This window comes from Marinimicrobium hydrolyticum (genome assembly GCF_030848505.1).
In the GTDB taxonomy this organism is placed as follows: Bacteria; Pseudomonadota; Gammaproteobacteria; order Pseudomonadales; family Cellvibrionaceae; genus JAVDDU01.
On record NZ_JAVDDU010000002.1, the window covers coordinates 496,315 to 515,603 of the forward strand.

Genomic DNA, 19,289 nt, shown 5'->3' on the forward strand with positions numbered 1-19,289 from the left:
ACTTAAGCTTTGGAGTTTGTAGCGACCCCGCTCGCGCTAATGGTCGAGCGGCAAACGGGGCTTTATTAGCCGAGTATTTACTCTACCGGCTGCGAAAGGGGTTCTCGATGGTGTTCCGCCCTGAGCCGCTCAATGTTTCTCTTCACATCATTGGGCGAACCCGTGTTGCGCGCCAACAGGCTATAGGCACAGGGCACAATGAACAGAGTAAACAGTGTTGCCGCCAAAACGCCGGAGATAACCACCACGCCGATCACCGCGCGGGTTTCCGCCCCAGCGCCGGAGGACAACACCAGCGGCATGGCTCCGGCGGCAGTGGTAATACCGGTCATCAGGATGGGGCGCATGCGGGTAGCGGCGGCTTCTTCCAACGCTTCGGCAAACGCCACGCCTTTGTCCCGAAGCTGGTTGGCGAACTCCACAATCAAAATGCCGTTTTTCGCCGCCAGGCCCACCAGCATTACCAAACCAATTTGTGAATAGACATTCAACGAATTGCCAGTGAAGTAAAGCCCGAGCAAGCCACCGGCAATGGCCAAAGGCACGGTGAGCATAATCACCAGTGGATGCACGTAACTTTCAAACTGCGCGGCCAATACCAGGAAGGTGATCATGATGCCCAGCAAAAAGATAAACATCACTGAATCACCGGCCTGTTTGTACTCCAGGGACTGGCCTTTGTAATCGATGACCACATGCTCTGGAAGGTGGTCAGCAACCAGCTGCTCCAAATGGGCCAAGCCTTCCGCCAGGGTGAGGCCATTTTCAAGATTGGCTTCAATGGTGATGGCCCGGATTCGGTTGTACCGATTCAACTGAGCGGCATCCGCAAATTCGTTCACGGTGACAAGGCTACCCAGTGGAATCAACTCGCCACTGCGCTCGGAACGGACGTAAATATTCTCCAAACTGTCGATGGTTCGCTGGGTATCCCGCTGCCCCTCCAGCATCACTTCGTACTCCTCACCATCGTCAATATACGTGGTGACACGCAGAGACCCAAGCATGGTCTGTAGAGTTTGACCCACGTTGCGAACACTAACGCCTAGGTCGGCCGCACTATCGCTATCAATACGTACTTCAAATTGAGGGCGGGTTTCTTTGTAGTCCCAATCCAAAGCGGAAAAACCGGGATTATCTTGCTCGATTTTCTCTAACAAGATATCCCTCCAACTGGCCAGATCTTCATAAGTGCCCCCGCCAATTACGAATTGAATTGGCTTTTGCGTACCCGAGCCGAAACCTTGGCGCATCACCGGGAAAGCGGCTACGCCGGGCAAATCGCTCAACTCCTCGCGCACATCATTCATGATGTCAAAACCGCTACGCCGTTCGCTCCAGTCCGGCAGTGTCGCAATTACCATACCGCTGTTGTACCGCTCAAGCGCACCCCAGGCGCGCGGCGCGAGCACCAGCAGGCGGCTCACGTCCCCGGCGTCCACGTATTTCATTAAACGGTTTTCGATCTCGTTCATGTACTCGGACATGTAGGAAAAGCTGGCCCCTTCCGGACCATTCACAATGACCAAGAAGGAACCCCGATCTTCACGCGGAGCGTATTCCGATGGCAAATGCTGAAGCAACCACAGGCTGCCGCCCAACAGCGCCACAAAAATCACCGAGACCAACGGTAGGCGCCGCAAGCATACCCGCAGGGCGGCCATGTAGTAGTGGCGCAAACACACAATACCTTGATCAATCTTTTCCACCAGCTTGTTGGTGCCGCTCTTTTTCTTGAGCAGCTTGGAAGCCAACATGGCGGATAACGTCAAGGCAATGAGCGAAGAGAAAGCTACAGCCGCCGCCATGGTAAGGGCGAATTCGGAAAACAAACGGCCGATGTCTCCCTGTAGAAAGGCAATGGGTACGAAAACGGAAATCAATACCAGTGTTGTGGTAACGACCGCAAAGCCAACTTCACGTGTGCCTTCGTAAGCGGCGAGCAAAGGCGGCTTGCCTTTTTCTTCAATATGACGAACGACGTTTTCCAATACCACAATGGCATCGTCCACCACCAAACCAATGGCCAGCACCAGTGCCAACAAGGTCAACAGGTTGACCGAGAAACCCAGCATGGCGAGCACGGTAAACGTGGCGATAATGGATACGGGTACTGTCACGGCGGGAATCAGCATGGCCCGGGCGCTGCCCAGGAACAGATAGATCACCAGTATCACCATGGCAATGGCGACGGTGAGCGTAAAGTAAACTTCCTTCACGGCCTGCTCGATAAACACCGAGCTGTCGAAACTCTGTTCCAGGCTCATACCCTCGGGGAGGGTTTCGTTGAGACGCTCAACTTCCTGACGCGCTGCCCGGGCGACATTGATGGTATTGGCGGTGGATTGCTTGATCACACCAATGCCCACCATAGGCACTTGGTTGCCGCGGAAAATATTTCGATCTTCCACTGTGCCGATAACCACGTTGGCCACATCGCCCAGGCGCACCAGGTAACCGTCGTCGCCACGAGACAGAACCAGTTGGGCGAAATCCTCGGGGCTTAGATATTGGCGCGCCATACGCACGGTAAAGTGACGCTGGTCGGATTCGATACTGCCTGCCGGAAGCTCAACGTTTTCCGCACGCAATGCCGCCTCCACGTCGTTAACGGTCAAGCTCCGGGCTGCCAGTTCTTGGCGGTCCAGCCAGACGCGCATGGCGTAGCGTCGCTGACCACCCACGCGCACGCGGGCCACGCCGTCGATGACGGAAAAGCGGTCCACCAGGTAGCGTTCAGCGTAATCGGACAGCTCCGCCACGGTGCGACCTTCGCCCGCTAGGTTGAACCAGACAATGACGTCTTCATCGGAGCTGACTTTTTGCACATCCGGCGGGTCCGCCTCGGTGGGCAGGTTGTTTAACACTCGGGAAATACGGTCACGAATATCGTTGGCCGCCGCATCGATGTCCCGGTCAACCCTAAAGCGCACGTTGACGCTGGAGCGACCGTTCTCGCTTGTGGAGGTGATGTATTCGATCCCTTCCACACCGGCGATTCGATCCTCAATAACCCGGGTCACTCGGGTTTCCACAATGGCCGCCGCCGCGCCGGGGTAGTCAGTGCGGATGGAAACAACCGGGGGATCGATATCGGGGTATTCGCGCAGAGTCAGGCGATCAAACGCCAACAGACCGAACGCAATTAGCAGTAAAGAGATGACCGAGGCAAAAACCGGTCGTTTAATGGAGACATCAGATAAAATCATGGTGGCCGGCGTTACCTCTTGAGCAAGTCGCTGAGTGCTTCCGAGCCGGTTTCCTCGGCACGGATACGCACCGGCTCACCATCGCGGACTTTTTGCACGCCATGGGTAACCACACGCTGGCCCGGCTCCAAGCCGGACAAAATTTCCACGCGACCTACGGTGCGCTGGCCGATGGTGACATCCACCCGTTCCGCGCGCCGGTTGCCCTCGTCACCTTGCACTACGAACACATGGTGGTTGCTGCCGGTGGTGATCAGGGCTGATTCAGAAATCATCGCCGCGTCGCGCTCACGAGTGCTGAGGGTAACGTTCATCAACAGCCCCTGCATGAGCTGCTGCCCGTCGTTGGGTAAAAGAGCACGCACGGTAATGGATCGAGTCACCGGGTCGACACGGTTATCAATACTGTACACCTCGCCCATAAACACCTGATCGCCCATGGCGCGGCTGCGGGCTTCAATGGGCAGGCCCACGCGCAAATGACGCAGATGAATGGAGGGGACGGTGAAGTCCAGCTTCATTTGCGAATCGTCATTTAACGTGGTGATCAGTTCACCGGGCGAAACCAACGCACCGACGCTGATATTGCGCAGGCCCACAACGCCGTCAAACGGCGCGCGAATACGCAGGTCATCCAAACGCGCCTGAATGGCGTTAAAACGTGCCTGGGCGGATTCATACTGACGTACGCGTTCGTCTAGGTTCGACTGAGACACCGCACCTTGGCGTACCAGCGCTTCGACGCGCTCTTTCTGTTTACGAGCTTCTTCCGCGTTGATGCGCGCTTCATCCAGCAACGCCAGTTCTTCGGAACTGGTCATTTCAACCAGCACTCGCCCCTTGGATACACGTTGACCGTCCTGAAAATTGATGCGGGTTACCGTGCGGGTCACCTGGGAACTGAGACGAATGGATTCGTTGGCGCGCAAACTGCCCAGCGCTTCGACGCGACTGGAGAGTTTCTCCTGAAACACCTGCTGGACAATGACTTCCGGGCCGCTATCGGCCAGAACCCACAACGGGCTAGTAAATATCACAAGCCCTACCAGGGCGAGAATTCGGTTGCTTATCATCACTGCTCACCGGTAATACGATTTTGGGAGCGCCAAAGTACCTCAGTGCGGCTTCGACGGAGCGAGGGGAGCTGGCAGAGGGTTAACCTGCCCACTTGAGCCTCTGGCGCTGGTGCGACACATTCTACGGCACCGATCCATGGCGCTGTAATGTGCAGAGGCATGATTAACACTTATTTACCTACTGGCGCACTGACGCGGAGTAAGAGGCAGAGACGTACGGGAAGTTCAAAAGCGCAATTTCATGCCTGACTGTGCGCAACCAGAACCTCAACGCACCACAAAGTCGTGCCAGGCTTCGGGCTCCGCCTCTGCAGCCTCTACATCAGTCACCTGCGCACGGCGCGGCCCCTGCCAAAGCCAGCCTTCAAAGGCCTGCAGCGCCTGTTCGCTGCCGCAAGCCATGGCTTCAACTCGCCCATCGGGCAAGTTGCGCACCCAGCCGGTCAGGCCCAACTCTTTCGCTTTAGCCTGTGTTGTGGCCCGGTAAGAAACCCGCTGCACGCGGCCGCTGATCCGATAGTGTTTGCATTCTGACACCAAATTCTCCTTATACGATTTCGCTATAGGTTAGCCCACTAACTGCGGTAACCCACGTATTGAAGTCCTATTAATTAGGACTTTCAAGCCATTTGGGACCAATGCCCCACCATGTAACAAGCCAACCTGTGCGCTTGGACACATTGCCAATCCCATTTGCGTGTGCCAGAGAACAAAGTTAGCTATGCTTCAAGTAGGAGTGACTCATGTGCCAAGTCACAACGAAAGGCCGGAACCAGCGAATGATCACAGCGCGCCATTTTCGCAGCATCTCCCACGAAACAGGGCGGTACAGGTTCTGCTTTGTGCTGTGGGTATTGATTTTCTCTCTTTTGAGCACAGCCGCCGCTGCAACTGAGCCCGAAAACTCGTCCGACTCAAGAGCGCCCATCGTGCGCTTTGAAAACCCCCTGTCTCGCGTAGAAGCCGCCAGCCATCAAATGGGGGGCGTTAACACCATCGTGCAGGATACCTATGGATTTATGTGGATGGGGGCGGAAAACGGCCTGGGTCGTTACGATGGACTCAGCTTGCGCGTCTATCAAGCCGAGGCGCAAATACCACGCAGCCTTCCGGCCAGCTACATTACCAAACTGGCGCTGGACCGGAATGGCGTTCTCTGGCAAGGAAGCGAAGGCGGTTTAAGCCGCTATCATCCAGAAACTGATGACTTTACGCACTTCGAAACCGTAGGGCGCACCCGGTTTACCTCAGAGGCCATCACCGGGCTGGCCGTTGGTAAGGACAACACGCTATACGCTGGGGGAGCGGGAGCTATTCATGTGATCAGCCCCGACCGCAGCAGCATGACCGTGCACAGGTTCAACCCTCCCGTCGAATCCGGTCCGAACATTGAACAAGTACGCGATCTGGCCGTCGATGCCCAAGGCCAGGTTTGGGTCGCCACAGCCGGCATGGGTGTCGCCGTATTCAATCCAAAAACCGAACGCTTCCGCTACCTGGTGAATGACCGGAATAACCCCAATTCCCTGGCGTACAACAGTGTTAGAGTCATCACCCACGATGACCAGGGTCGCGTCTGGCTGGGTACCTACGGTGGAGGTATCAGCCTACTCGACCCTGAAACAGGGGTTTTTACGCATTTCAGGCACCACCCAGATGATCCGCGCTCCCTACGAGTCAATATCGTCTGGGATATCACTCAGGACAGCGAAGGAATCATTTGGATCACGCTGGACCAAGGTGGTCTGGCGCGCTTTGACGAGGCGACTCAGTCTTTCGACCACTACCTGCATTCGCCGTATGACCCCCAAAGCTTGGTTTCAAACCAAGTGCGAGTAGTGTTTGAAGACAGCGCGAATGACTTGTGGATTGGCGCCTTTCCGTCCGGGGTCAGTTTTTACAACCGCAGTACCCAGGTGTTCAAGCACCACACCACTCGCTCCAATGACCCGACCAGCATCAGCCATAATGCCATCTTGCGCTTTCTCGAAGCACGTGACGGCACGATTTGGGTGGGCACAGAAGGTGGGCTGAACGCCCTAGACCCCGACACCGGGCTATTCACTCGTTACCTGAGCAAGCCTTCAGACCCCTACTCCCTTAAAGCCAACCCGGTGCTGGCTCTGGAAGAGGATATCGACGGCCAAATCTGGGTGGGCACCTGGGCCGGCGGTTTGCACCGCTTGGATCCGGCCACCGGTCAATTTACTCACTACGCCGCGGACCGCTCAGACCCCACCCGCCTCAATGACACTTTTGTGTGGAACATTACCCGGAGCCGGGACAATACACTCTGGATAGGTACCGAGAATGGCGGCTTGAACCGATACCACCCGGACACCGACAGCTTTAGCCATTTTGTTCATACATCGGGCAGCGGCAATAGCGTCTCGGGCAACTTCATTCCCGCCGTGATTGAGGACCGACACGGGAAGCTCTGGGTGGGCAGTTTTTCCGGCTTGGACATTCTCGACCTCGAAACCGAACAGTTCACTCATATTCCAGCAGGTACGGGTGCTCCCAACGCCATTAGCAGCCCGAACATTCGTTCGCTGTATGAAGACAGTACTGGCAAAGTGTGGGTGGGCACCCAGCACCGGGGGGTGAATATCTTTGATCCTGACACCCGTACATTTTCTCACTTGGACGTACCCGACGGCCTCCCCTCCTCCAATATTTCCAGCATTGTCGAAGACGACACGGGCACCATTTGGCTGGCCACCGCCAGCGGCCTGGCCCGGCTTGATGTGGAAACCGGACAAATCACCAACTTTGGTCGCGAGCATGGCTTGGCGGGCAGTCACTACAATCGCGACGCAACGCTGAAAGATCGAGCAGGCAATTTGTATTTTGGCAGCTCGGAAGGCATCACCGTTTTTCATCCAGACGATCTGGTGCGAGAAAGTGCCGAGTTCCCGGTGGTTATCACCAACTTACGCATTCTTAACCGGGAAATGTACATAGGTACCGAGGGCTCACCCTTAACCCAGTCAATTCTCACGACCCAAGCTCTCACGCTCGGTCACCAGGACACCATGTTCTCGTTCGATTTTGCCGCACTGAATTTCCGGCAAAGCGGCACCATGCGCTACAGCTATATGCTTGAAGGGTTTGACCGAAGCTGGAACAACATCGGCCAAATTGCCACGGCCACCTACACCAATATAAATCCGGGCGAGTACCGTTTCCGAGTTCGGGCCTCCACCAATGGGCGCGACTGGGTCGAGGGGCAAACCCTGGCCATCACGATACTGGCGCCACCCTGGCGCACCTGGTGGGCCTACAGCCTATATGCACTGCTGTTCGCTGCTCTACTGCTGTTCGCACAAAAGTACATTACCCTGCAGGTGCGCGCTGAACTGTATCGTAGCAAGGCAATCACCGACCCCCTGACTGGGCTCTACAACCGCGCCGGCGTGGCGCAGATTTCCGAAGGCATTTTTGCCAACCTGGAAACGAAAAAAGGCACCTGCTTGATGCTTATGGATATCGACCACTTCAAACGCATCAATGACCGGCGCGGTCACGATGCTGGCGACCGGATTCTGTGCGAGTTGGCCGATGCGGCCAAGAGCCATCTGCGCTCCAGTGATTACCTGGGCCGCTGGGGCGGCGAGGAGTTTGTTATTTTGTGTGCCACCAACCGCCCGGAGGACAGCCACCTATTGGCGGAAAAGGTGCGCAAAGCCATTGAAGAGCGAAGCTACGAACAGCAGCAACCTATCCCACTTCGGGTTACCGTTAGCATTGGGGTGACCAATATCCGACCGGATGACAGCTTTGAAAGTGCCTTAAAGCGCGCCGATAAGGCGCTCTATCAAGCCAAGGAAAAGGGCCGTAACTGTGTCGTTGTGACGGACTGAGTGCAACGGCTATCGCAACACACAAATGAGCAAAAAGGTGACGCGCTCTATTGAAAGGCGCGGGGGTTGGGATTAGTGTAGAGACCATCAAGCCCACCACCCATTGAGGATACACCCATGAAAAAACTGCTCGTGCTCATCATCGCCGCTACTCTGGCCGGTACCGCCTGCACCTGGGTAAAGGTCGAAGACGACGCGGAGGACATCGTGGTCGGCACCATGGCTAACGTACGCGGCTGTGAAAAGCTCAGTGAGACCAACGTCAGGGTGGCAGACAAGGTCGGGCCCGTAGCCCGTAGCCGCGATAAAGTGTCCCAGGAGTTGTTGAATCTAGGCAGAAACGAAGCTCTGCGCATGGGGGCGGATACCATAGTACCCACGTCCGAACCGAAAGACGGCCGTCAGAGCTTTGCCATGTACCAATGTAAATAGGAGCGCCCTGCTCGTCCGCACAAGAAGCCCCGCCAACTCTGGCGTGGGCTTCCGTCCGACCCAGACTCGCCTAGCCTCCTCTGTCTTATTCCTGTCACATACCTGCCGTAGGCTGAAGCACTTTGTATGAGTAAAGGTTACCCCGTGGTAAACGCTTTTTTTAACCGCGACCTCAGTCTGTTGGAGTTCCACCGCCGGGTGCTCCACCAAGCCTACGACGACCAACTACCCCTTTTAGAGCGATTGCGCTTCCTGTGCATTTTTGCCAGTAATCTGGATGAGTTCTTTGAAGTCCGGGTGGGGAGCTTGGTGGAAGTACTGGAGTTACAACACCCCTCAAGTATCGGGCCCGACGGCCTGAGCCGGGAAGAGGCGCTGGCAGAGATTTCCAAGCGCGCCCACGCGTTGGTAGACGAGCAATACCAACTGCTGAACCAACAACTGCTGCCGCTGATGCGTGCGCAACAGATCAGAGTATTGCGCCGAGAAGAGTGGAGCGAGCCACAGATTCAGTATCTCAAACAGTTCTTTGAATCCGATGTGTTGCCTGTGCTAAGCCCTATAGGCTTGGACCCCGCGCACCCTTTCCCGCGCATTCTAAACAAGAGTCTCAACTTTATCGTCAAGCTGGATGGCAAGGACGCGTTTGGGCGCAACTCGGGCCGCGCCATTGTGCAGGTCCCCCGGGCCCTACCCCATATGATTGAACTCCCAGAAGCTCTTTCCGAAGGCAGCCGGAGCTTCGTTTTTGTGTCCTCCATCATTCACTATTTTATGGCGGAAGTGTTCGTCGGCATGACGGTGATCGACAGTTATCAGTTTCGTCTTACCAGAAACTCGGACATTTTTTTGGATGAAGAGGAAACCGAGGACTTACTGCGCGCGGTCCAAGGGGAACTCGCCTATCGCATGTATGGGGATGAAGTTCGCCTGGAATTAACGGACACCTGTCCTGACGAGCTGGTGCAGTTTCTCCTTCAGCGCTGCGAAATCCTGGAGCGGGACCTGTACCTGATCAATGGGCCGGTCAATTTGAATCGTTTTACCGACTTGTTCGATTTCGTTAAAGACACTCAGCTGTACTTCCCACCTTTTGTGCCGGCTTTGATCAAATTGCCCAAACGCACCAGCAGTTACTTCGAGGCCCTGCAGAAGCACGACATATTACTGCACCACCCATTTGACTCCTTCCACTGCGTGGTGGACTTCTTGCGCGAAGCAGCCAGTGACCCGGATGTGCTTGCCATTAAACAAACGCTCTATCGGGCCGGAACCGATTCTCCCGTTGTGGACGCTCTGGTAGCGGCTGCCAAAGCAGGTAAGGAAGTTACCGCGATTGTCGAGCTGCGAGCGCGCTTTGACGAAGAGCGCAATGTCGCCCTGGCCGAACGCCTGCAGCGCTATGGCATCCATGTGATATACGGTGTGGTAGGCTTTAAAACCCACGCCAAAATGTTGCTGGTGGCGCGCCGCGAAGGCAAAGCGCTACGCTACTACGTGCACTTGGGTACCGGTAACTATCACTCACAAACCGCTCTGCAATACACCGACTACGGGTTGATAACCGGTGACCGGGAGATCAGCTCGGACATATACCGAATTTTTTTGCAGCTCAGCAGCTTAGGAAAAACCTCTAAAATGGATGCGGTTATGTACGCGCCATTTACCCTGCACAAGGGCATGGTTCGTCGTATTCGCACCGAGCGGGAAAACGCCGAACAGGGTCGGCCAGCGCGCATAATTCTGAAAATGAATGCACTGTACGAGGAAGAGCTTACCAACGAGCTCTACGCCGCCTCTCAAGCGGGTGTTAAAGTTGACTTAATTGTCCGCGGCATCTGCCAATTGCGGCCACAGGTGAAAGGGCTTTCAGAGAACATACAGGTGCGATCCATCGTCGGTCGCTTCCTGGAGCACTCGCGGGTTTTTTATTTTGAAAACGGCGGCGAGCCGGAAATTTTTTGCTCCAGTGCCGATTGGATGGCGCGCAACATGTTCCACCGAGTGGAAACCTGTTTTCCAATCCGCGCCAAGAAAACCCGTGAGCGAATTCTCGCCGACCTGGATTTATACCTAAGCGATAACTGCCGCGCTTGGATTTTGCAATCCAACGGCAGTTACGAGCGGGTCAAACCGGCAAAAGATGAAGCGATTGTTGATGCCCAAGCCGTATTGCTGGAGCAGTGGGCGGCCAGGCACTGAGTTAAGTGCCACTATTAATTAGGGAGTGGCCGGGCTAATGCCGGGCCAATACCAAACGGTACCCCAAGTCCTGTAAATAGCCCCGCTCCGTTTCCAGGTCTGCCCGAGTCAACGGGTTCGAGTCCAGCCATTGCGCTGGAAAACTTAACCTAAGCCGGCTTTTTCCCACGTTGATTGACACTGGCGGCGGCCCGCTTTTCTTTTGTGTCCGGTGAAAAATAACGGCCAGTCGCAGCAGAATCGCCAGATGAATAAGGTGGGCCTCCTCCATGGGAAAATCTTTCACGGGGAACCGTTTGCGATGCGCCAAGACGAGTGCGGCCAGATGTTTTTGCTCCAACCGCGAGCAACCAGCCAGATCCACATGCTCAACAATATAGGCACTGTGTTTGTGGTAATCACCGTGGGCAATGTCCAGCCCCAGCGCGTAAAGCCGCGCCGCCCACGTGAGCAGTTTGCCGGCCTCGACCCGGTTCAGCTGCCAGGGCTCTTCCACTTGTTCGAGTAAGGCTAGGCAAGTCTGTTCCACCTGGGCGGCTTTGTCGAGGTTGACATGAAAGCGGCGCGCCAGAGCGTTGATGCTTTCCTCTCGAATATCGCGATCTTCCAACCGCCCTTTCAGATCGTATAACAACCCCTCACGCAAAGCCCAGTCCGCGGCCGTGACTTGTTCCAAGCGGAGACTTTCAAACAGCGCCGCCAGGACGATCACACCGCCTAAAAAGACCGGCCGGCGATCGTCAGGCAGTCCTTTGATGTCGAGCTCCAGAGTCTTGTGGCGGCGATAAAGATCGATGATTTTGTGTAGGCCATCTTCGGTAATGGTGCCATCACTCCAGCCGTTTTCTTCGCACACCTTGGCCACGGCCTTGATTGTGCCTGAGGCGCCCAGTGCTTCATTCCAGCCGGCCTCTACGAAGGCGTCACTGACAGGGGCCAGCTCCTGTAAACACGCGACTCGCGCGCGTGTAATGAGGGTGTCGGTCACCTTACCCTCGATGAAAAATTTTTTCGTTAAGGCGACGCAACCCATGCTCAAGCTTTCCTTAAGCTCTGGTGCCATACCGCGCCCGAGAATCACTTCGGTACTCCCACCGCCAATATCCAGCACCACCCGCTGCCCCTCACCGGGTGCAATGCAGTGGGCCACTCCCAGGTATACCAGGCGCGCTTCCTCTTCGCCGGAAATAATTTCCACGGGATGCCCGAGGCGCTGCTGGGCCTGTTGTAAAAACTCCTGGGAATCGATAATACTGCGTAAGGTTTTGGTGCCCACGGCCCGTACCCGACGCGACGGGTACTCCCGCAATCGCTCGCCGAATCGCTCCAGGCAGGCCATGGCGCGCTCCCAGGCCGCCGCATCCAACTCGCCACTGTCCTCAAGACCCCAGCCCAAACGCACTGGCTCCCGCAGTCGGTCCAGCAGGGTGAGTTGCTCGTCTTCCCAGCGGGCGATAATCAGGTGAAAACTGTTGGAGCCGAGATCAATGGCTGCGATATGCGCGGCGCGGTCGGCGAAAAGGCGAGACAAGTTAAACATGTTGAAGCCCGCAGAGTGAGGCTAGCCAGTGACACTGGCCAGCAGGATCATGCTGGCAGTGTGGCACTCACCGAAAATACTGTCTACGAGAAGTTGGCGTCACTCCGCTTCCAGCGCTTCTATTTCCTCCGAAACGCCAAGCCACAGGTCCTCTTGATCAGAGAGGCGGCTGCGCAGTTGAGTTTGGTCTTCCAACAACTGCGCCAACTCGCCCTTTTTCTCGTCGGTATAGAGCGCCTCATCGGCTAACTTCGCGTCCAACTCAGCCAACTGCGCCTGCAGTTTGGCCATGTCTCGTTCCAGTTGTTTGCGCTTATTGGTCAAGGGCTTGAGTTGCTCCCGCCGCGCCGCCGCTTTCTGTCGCAATACTTTTTTACTGTCGGGGGAGGCGCCGGCATTGCGTTCGTCCGCACCTTCTTGCTGACGTCGCTGTAGCAACCAACGGTAGTAATCGTCCAGGTCGCCATCAAAGTCGGTCACCTTGCCATCGGCCACCAGGACAAATTCATCCACTGTATTGCGCAGCAGGTGTCGGTCATGGGACACCACAATTACCGCGCCCTCAAAGTCTTGCAGGGCAACGGTAAGTGCCTGGCGCATCTCCAGATCCAAGTGGTTGGTGGGCTCGTCCAACAGCATGACGTTGGGCTTTTTCCAGGTAATAATCGCCAGCGCCACGCGAGCTTTTTCGCCCCCGGAAAAGTGCCGAATCGGCTCGAACGCCCGGTCACCCTGAAAACCAAAACCGCCCAAGAAGTTGCGCACTTCCTGCTCTCGCGCTCCGGGGGAGAGGCGCTGAATATGCAAGGCGGCGGAAGCACCCAGATCCAACGCTTCCAATTGATCTTGAGCGAAGTACCCCAGGTTAAAATTTTCTCCTTTCACGCACTCGCCCGCCAATAGCGGCAAGTCGCCTGCGAGAGTTTTGATCAAACTGGATTTGCCCGCCCCGTTGGGTCCAAGCAGGCCGATGCGGGTACCGGGTAATACGCTGAAGTTGGCATTTTGCAGTACCGGCGACTGACCATACCCTATGTCCGCCTGGGCCAGTTTAATGAGTGGGCTGGACATTTTACCGGGCGGAAAAAAACTGAACTGAAACGGCGAGTCCACATGGGCGGGGGCAATGGTTTCCATACGCTCCAGCGCCTTAAGGCGGCTCTGAGCCTGACGCGCCTTAGTGGCCTGCGCGCGGAACCGGTTCACGTAGGCCTGCATGTGAGCGATGCGCTCCTGCTGTTTCTCGAAGCTCGCCTGCTGTTGGGCCAGTTGCTCGGCGCGCTGTTGCTCGTAGGAGGAGTAGTTACCGGTGTAGCTGTTGAGCTTATTATTCTCGATAGACACAATGCGCTGTACCACATTATCGAGAAAGTCCCGGTCATGGGAGATAATCAATAAGGTGCCCGGGTAGCGCTGCAGCCATTGCTCCAACCAGAGGGTAGCATCCAGATCCAAGTGGTTGGTGGGTTCGTCCAGAAGCAGTAAATCCGAAGGACACATCAATGCCTGGGCCAAATTCAATCGAATCCGCCAACCACCGGAAAAGTCAGACACCGGCCGCTCGCTGTCCGTGGGCGCAAAGCCAAGGCCGCTCAGCAACTGTTGCGCGCGGGCGGGCGCCGAGTAAGCCTGAATACGCTCCATATCGGCGTACAGCCGAGCCAGTGCTTCGCCGTGAGCCTGTTCAAGGCTAGCCTCCAGGCGCCGCAACTCCTGGTCACCGTCCAAAACATAGTCCAGAGCGGTTCGTTCCAGGGCTTCCACTTCCTGGGCCATGTGGGCAATGCGCCAGTTGCGAGGCATATCCCACTGACCACTATCGCTGGCCACCCGGCCCAACAACAATTGGAAAAGCGTTGATTTGCCGCTGCCGTTGGCACCGATCAGGCCGACTTTTTGCCCGGGAAAGACGGTCAAATCGGCCGACTGCAGTAAAAACTGGCGGCCAATTTGCAAAGAAACTTGCTGTAGTTGAATCATGGCGCGTATTCTATGGATAGGCTTGCGGCTTGTATACGCCTTTCAGGCGGCAGCCGAGCCAATGTTATGCGTATCCAGGATGACTCGCATGCCCCACAACCCAAATTGCCAGGCAAGTTTACGCTTAGGAAGGCCACCACTGTCATGACACTGTCCACGCTTTCCAGCCATCTCTGGGATTTTTCCCTGAGACTCTATCGCTACCCCGGCGTTGAGCCCCTATGCCTGATGCTCCAAAACCAATGGCGTGCGGACGTTAATATTCTGTTCTGGCTGCGCTGGCTGGAAACCGAATCCATGGCGATTAATAGCACCCGCATACAACTGGCAGAAGCTCACATAGCCACCTGGAACAAAGACGCCGTGCTACCTCTACGCAAACTTCGCATGGAGATGAAGCAACACTACGGTGTGAGCGACAAGGCGATTGAGGATACCCGTGAAGCAATCAAGGCCGCGGAGTTGCAGGCGGAGCGCGTAGTGCAGATACGCTTAGAAAAACTCGGTCGCACCTGGCTCGCGGGAACCGAGCGCCAGCAAGTGGTGCCGGGCAGCAACTTGGCCATTTATGCACACCACCTGAGGTTACCGCCGTATCTCACCCAGGAGATGCAACAAATCCTGTGCGCCATCGATAAGCCTTAAGGCATTAAAAAAGGGGAGCGCGATAGCGCTCCCCTTAAAGGTCTAACGGTCAGTTAGATTTTGTCATCGGTGTCATAGAAGCCCTTATCGAACAGACTCCCAGTCGCCGGCCGCTCGGGTACTGGCTCAGGCTTGGGCAGCTCGGACTCCCGCGGTTCAATCATATGCGTGGTGCCATGGCCGGGCTCACCGTACTGGGGCCGCTCCGGTGTTTTTACTGGAACGGGGGTGGCGGGCTGAGACACCGGCGCGGGTGTGGGCTTGGGAGCCACTTCAGCCACTGGAGCCGGTTTGGCTTCCGGCGCACCGGAACTCGCTTTAGCCGCTTTGGCTTTAGGCGTCGCCTTTTTCGCAGCGGCTTTTTTCGGTGCCGCTTTCTTAGCCGCTACTTTTTTCTTCGCCGGTGCGGTGGACGCACCGGGCTCAGCGGTTTTTGTGCGAGCTTTCTTTGCGGTAGCCTTTTTGGTTGCTGTCTTCTTGGTGGTAGTCTTCTTAGCAGCGGCCTTCTTGGCCGTGGTTTTTTTGGCGTCTGTCCCGGTATCTGCAGCGCCTTTACTGGCGGCCTTGCTACTACTGGCGGTTTTTTTGGCGCGCTTCGGACTGCTCGAGGCTTTTTTCTTCAGCTTTTTCTCTACCGCTTTGACAGACTTGGCCACTTCGCGAGCACGCATGTCGGCGTTCTGCTGTTCGGTCTTCACTTCCGCATAGGCCTTTTTGGCATCATCCAGCTGCTTTGTGAGCTGCTCTACTTGGCTCTGTTGATCGTCAAACGCCTTGACGGCCGACTTTAAGCGCTTTTGAGCGGCGGCGGTATTGCTCTTGATCTTGCTGGCCGCGCTCTTCTTGTTGCGCAGCACGCGCAGCTTTTTACGGGCTGTGTCGAGACTGGATTTGGCTTGCGAAACCGTTTTTTCCACGTCCCGCACTTTCTTACGGCGGGCCTTGTCCAACTTGGCTTCCACCTGGGCGATCTGATTTTCAAGCTGAGTCAAACTGGGTGTTGCGTTCTTTTTAGCGGCCATAAGTCAATTCCTGTCAGAGTCGGGTGCTACAAAAGATGTGTGGGTTTCATTGTAGTCTTCGGGAAAAAAAATGTGTACAGCCCCACCCCGTATTTTAGGTGGGTAAAGGGCAATTTTTTAAAGCCGAACACGATTTTTTAGCCGGCTCGAATGTCCAACGGGCCAGTAGGCGAAGATTTATCGAAGGGAAGACCGGTAAGGGCGCATTTTAACTTCACTTGGTATACCATGACGGCTCATTATTGAGGTATCCACCCAGGTTAACTACATTCAGGATAAGAAGGTAAACACCATGTTACGTAAGCAGCTACTGTTACTGGGATTTCTCGCCTCCGCCGGGTTGTTGGTCGGCTGCGGAGAGGCCCAGGACGAAGAGGAAAGGGTCACTGAACTGAACACGCTCGAAGAGAAGGTCAACTATATCTTCGGCATGAACCTGGCGGAGAACTTCGCGGAAGGGGGAGTGCAAATTGAGCCCGACGCCTTTGCCCTGGCATTGAGAGATATGCGCGATGGCGTCGAACCCCGCCTTAGCGAGGAGGAAATCACTCAGGTGATGCGTACCTTCCAAGAACAAGAGATGGCCCGTCGCCAAGCCGAGCACAGTGCCGTGGCCGAAACCAACCTCGCCGAAGCGCGTGCATTTCTTGCCAGCAACGCCGAAGAAGAAGGTGTTGAAGTCACAGAAAGTGGCCTTCAGTACCGGGTGCTTGAAGAAGGTGAAGGCCCACAACCGCAAGCGGACGACACGGTTACTGTCCACTATCGTGGCCAACTGCTGGATGGCACCGTCTTTGACAGTTCCTACGAGCGTGACCAACCGGCCACCTTTTCTCTGACTGGTGTGATCGCCGGCTGGACTGAAGGCCTTCAGCTTATGCGCGAAGGCGGCCGTATGGAGCTCTACATTCCGCCAGACTTGGCCTACGGCTCCAGCGGCAACGGTCCCATCCCCCCCAACGCCGCGCTGATCTTTGAAGTGGAATTGTTGGAAGTGGAAACCAGCGGCGACGAGTAAGTTGAGTCGACCCATAAAAAAACCCGCTCCGGCGGGTTTTTTTATGGGTGTTCGAAAAGCCTATCCGTGTTTTTACTCTTGGCTTTACGTTACCGGGTTAGTAGGCCAATTCATGCACAAAACCGTTCGAGCTCATAGCCCTATAGCGATTCAAATCTTCGGTAAAGCCCACATCCAAAACCACGGTGGCGGTGGGCTGCAAGCGCTTGCGTTTGGGTAGGCGCCATGTGTACATGAGAGTCCGCGCCTCCAGATCCCAAAGCTGCACCAGTCCGTCGGGCCGGCCTGTCAGCAGATAGGCCCCGTCGTCGCTAAAGCGGGCGGCGGAAATTCTCAAGCCTCGCTTCAAACGCTCTTCACCTTGGGGCAGCTTCCACACGTCGTCGTCTTGTGTGGACCATATGGAAACCCCGTCATAACGAGTCGCCGACAGGGCGCGCTCGCCGTTTGGACTCAAGCGCACCAAATGCACATCGGTTGAGTACCTGTGGCGCGCCAAGGCTTCTCCGTTGTCGGCATTCCACAACACGGCGGAACCATCGTCTGAACCCGTTAATGCCAAACGGCCATCGGCACTGAGCGATACCGTGGTGACAGGACCTTCGTGTGGGAAGCTGCGTATAACACCGCCGCGCTTAACGTTGTAGAGAGCCGCTCGATGGTCGGTTAAGCCGAGGAAAGCTCGCTCACCCTCCACCCCCAGGGCAAGGTCGATCACCTCAGCGGGGCTACTCCAGAACTGTTCTGCAGCGCCGGTTTGAGCGTTCCAAAGTACCAAGGTGTTGCGATCAGAGGTTAAGGCCCAGTCCGCCTGAGGGGACAGACCAACGGCGGTCATTAAGGTAGCTTCGCCCGATGTGTGATTCCAGCTGTAAAGCCGTTCCTGGGTAGTCAGATTCCAGTAGCTGCCGCCATGGCGGGTGGAGCCAAGCAGAGCCCGATCCCCCACCAGTACGCCCGCTGAAACGCTACGTACCGCCACCTCCAGGCTGGCTTCCGGCTCCCCCGGACGCTCACAACCTGACAGTGCCAGAAGCACAAAGACGGCGCCCAGCGTGCGGGCGATGAGGGAGCCATGAATAGCAAAGCGTTTCGGCATGGGGCGCGCAACCCAAGATAATGAATGGAGAACCTACCTACAGCTTAGCAGGCTCTCCAGCAAACGACTGTCAGTCCGCCGTCGCTCAGGCGCCTACCAGCTCTTTGTGGGCCGTATGCAATATGGCGATCATGCGATCTTCGGCGCTAAAGCGGGTTTCCAGGGTTTCTCCCAAATGAGAGAGGTCCCGCTCCAGGGCTTCCAGATCGTCGGTCTCGAGATACTTATCGTTAAAATCCAAGACCTCGGCCGTGGTTTGGTCCACTTTGGTAATCAGGCGTTCGGCTTCACGTAGCCCTTCCTCATCACCAAACTCGCGCCCTTCTTTTATGAGTTGGTCGTATATTTCGAAGTGTCCGGCGGAAACATAGTCCACCAAAATTTCGCACAAGTAACGCAGCTTACCGCCGCGTACCTGATCGCTGTGTTCAGGCTCTTTCAGCGCGCTCAAGGCACAGTACTCCACCAGCATGAGGCGACGCGCCTCCAGCCAGCGGTCAATCAATTTACTCACGCCGCCCCAACGTTCTTCGGCCGTTTTACAGTCTTCTAGCATAGGTTAGTCCTATTAATTACTTCACTCTGGCAATGACTTCACTGCGGCGCGGCGTTCTCACGAGCGCTCTGTAAAACCCACAATAGGCCATTCAGCTCGTAGCGGCAAGTGGTGTGGTTAGCGCCGGACGAACTGCCAAACATTCAGTGCGGCGAGCGCCACGAACGCCAGCAAAGTCCAGCCCGGAATGCTCACACCAAGAAAAGTCCAACTGACTTCGGCGCAGTTGCCATCGCCGGTAATCATTACTCTGAGCGTGTCCAAAAAAGGAAACACATCCAGCATATAGTACAAATCCGGCCCACAAGCAGGCACTCGATCCGGGGGTAGGCTCTGAAGCCACAATTGTCGAGTGGAAAAACCACCGCCAATGACCGCTGCCAACAGTCCCAAACTGGCGTACACGCGCCGCCCCAGGCGCCGCGGGTGATGCACAAAAGCCACCAGCGCCAGCAGCCCGACGAGCGCGACAAACACGCGCTGCGTCATGCACAAGGGACAGGGCACCAAGCCCATGACGTGCTCCATGTACAGAGCAATGGCAAGCAAGAGAGAACAAGCGAAGACAATCAGGAAGTTGGTCTGGCGTACACTGGGTAACATAAAGGGTCTCAAAGGGACGGAACGGAACCGCGCAACTAAGCCGC

The 19,289-nt window shown here is 56.1% G+C and carries 14 protein-coding genes; 5 read left to right on the plus strand and 9 right to left on the minus strand.

Annotated features, from left to right (window positions below; translation table 11 throughout):
• Positions 1 to 77: 77 nt before the first annotated feature.
• The 3 genes from RBH33_RS05355 to RBH33_RS05365 form a co-directional block, all read right to left on the minus strand.
• A complete protein-coding gene (locus RBH33_RS05355; RefSeq protein WP_306731112.1) occupies positions 78 to 3,209 on the minus strand; it encodes an efflux RND transporter permease subunit in 3,132 nt (1,043 codons plus the stop codon).
• Between the two features lie 11 nt (positions 3,210 to 3,220).
• Positions 3,221 to 4,282: an efflux RND transporter periplasmic adaptor subunit gene (locus RBH33_RS05360; RefSeq protein WP_306731113.1), complete on the minus strand. Its 1,062-nt coding sequence runs from the start codon at positions 4,280 to 4,282 to the stop codon at positions 3,221 to 3,223.
• A 270-nt stretch (positions 4,283 to 4,552) separates the two neighbouring features.
• Positions 4,553 to 4,822, minus strand: a complete 270-nt coding sequence (locus tag RBH33_RS05365; RefSeq protein ID WP_306731114.1) for an acylphosphatase — start codon at positions 4,820 to 4,822, stop codon at positions 4,553 to 4,555.
• A 242-nt stretch (positions 4,823 to 5,064) separates the two neighbouring features.
• Between RBH33_RS05365 and RBH33_RS05370 the strand changes: the two genes are divergently transcribed.
• From RBH33_RS05370 to ppk1, 3 genes are all read left to right on the plus strand, one after another.
• A complete protein-coding gene (locus RBH33_RS05370; protein WP_306731115.1) occupies positions 5,065 to 8,148 on the plus strand; it encodes a ligand-binding sensor domain-containing diguanylate cyclase in 3,084 nt (1,027 codons plus the stop codon).
• 117 nt (positions 8,149 to 8,265) lie between these two features.
• The gene (locus RBH33_RS05375) at positions 8,266 to 8,580 is read left to right on the plus strand and encodes a DUF4156 domain-containing protein (protein ID WP_306731116.1); all 315 of its coding nucleotides are present in this window, start codon (positions 8,266 to 8,268) and stop codon (positions 8,578 to 8,580) included.
• Positions 8,581 to 8,706: 126 nt separating this feature from the next.
• Complete coding sequence (gene ppk1, locus RBH33_RS05380) at positions 8,707 to 10,782, plus strand: polyphosphate kinase 1 (protein ID WP_306731117.1); 2,076 nt, start codon at positions 8,707 to 8,709, stop codon at positions 10,780 to 10,782.
• A gap of 34 nt (positions 10,783 to 10,816) precedes the next feature.
• On the opposite strand, the gene RBH33_RS05385 is transcribed toward ppk1, so the two are convergent.
• Positions 10,817 to 12,322 carry a Ppx/GppA phosphatase family protein gene (locus RBH33_RS05385; protein ID WP_306731118.1) on the minus strand — a complete coding sequence of 502 codons (1,506 nt, stop codon included), beginning with the start codon at positions 12,320 to 12,322 and terminating at the stop codon, positions 10,817 to 10,819.
• Between the two features lie 99 nt (positions 12,323 to 12,421).
• A complete protein-coding gene (locus RBH33_RS05390; protein ID WP_306731119.1) occupies positions 12,422 to 14,302 on the minus strand; it encodes an ATP-binding cassette domain-containing protein in 1,881 nt (626 codons plus the stop codon).
• Between the two features lie 144 nt (positions 14,303 to 14,446).
• Between RBH33_RS05390 and RBH33_RS05395 the strand changes: the two genes are divergently transcribed.
• Complete coding sequence (locus RBH33_RS05395) at positions 14,447 to 14,947, plus strand: TIGR02444 family protein (RefSeq protein ID WP_306731120.1); 501 nt, start codon at positions 14,447 to 14,449, stop codon at positions 14,945 to 14,947.
• 53 nt (positions 14,948 to 15,000) lie between these two features.
• Here the strand turns inward: RBH33_RS05395 and RBH33_RS05400 are convergent, their stop codons facing one another.
• Positions 15,001 to 15,969, minus strand: coding sequence for a hypothetical protein (locus RBH33_RS05400; protein ID WP_306731121.1), 969 nt, complete (start codon positions 15,967 to 15,969; stop codon positions 15,001 to 15,003).
• 292 nt (positions 15,970 to 16,261) lie between these two features.
• Between RBH33_RS05400 and RBH33_RS05405 the strand changes: the two genes are divergently transcribed.
• Positions 16,262 to 16,987: a BamJ family beta-barrel-assembly machinery protein gene (locus RBH33_RS05405; protein ID WP_306731122.1), complete on the plus strand. Its 726-nt coding sequence runs from the start codon at positions 16,262 to 16,264 to the stop codon at positions 16,985 to 16,987.
• A 97-nt stretch (positions 16,988 to 17,084) separates the two neighbouring features.
• Here the strand turns inward: RBH33_RS05405 and RBH33_RS05410 are convergent, their stop codons facing one another.
• The 3 genes from RBH33_RS05410 to RBH33_RS05420 all read right to left on the minus strand — a co-directional run bounded on the left by RBH33_RS05410 (position 17,085) and on the right by RBH33_RS05420 (position 19,245).
• Positions 17,085 to 18,086, minus strand: coding sequence for a WD40 repeat domain-containing protein (locus RBH33_RS05410; RefSeq protein ID WP_306731123.1), 1,002 nt, complete (start codon positions 18,084 to 18,086; stop codon positions 17,085 to 17,087).
• A gap of 85 nt (positions 18,087 to 18,171) precedes the next feature.
• Complete coding sequence (gene rsd, locus RBH33_RS05415; protein ID WP_306731124.1) at positions 18,172 to 18,642, minus strand: sigma D regulator; 471 nt, start codon at positions 18,640 to 18,642, stop codon at positions 18,172 to 18,174.
• A gap of 117 nt (positions 18,643 to 18,759) precedes the next feature.
• Entirely contained in the window at positions 18,760 to 19,245 is a 486-nt protein-coding gene (locus RBH33_RS05420; protein WP_306731125.1) for a disulfide bond formation protein B, read from the minus strand.
• Between the last annotated feature and the right edge of the window lie 44 nt (positions 19,246 to 19,289).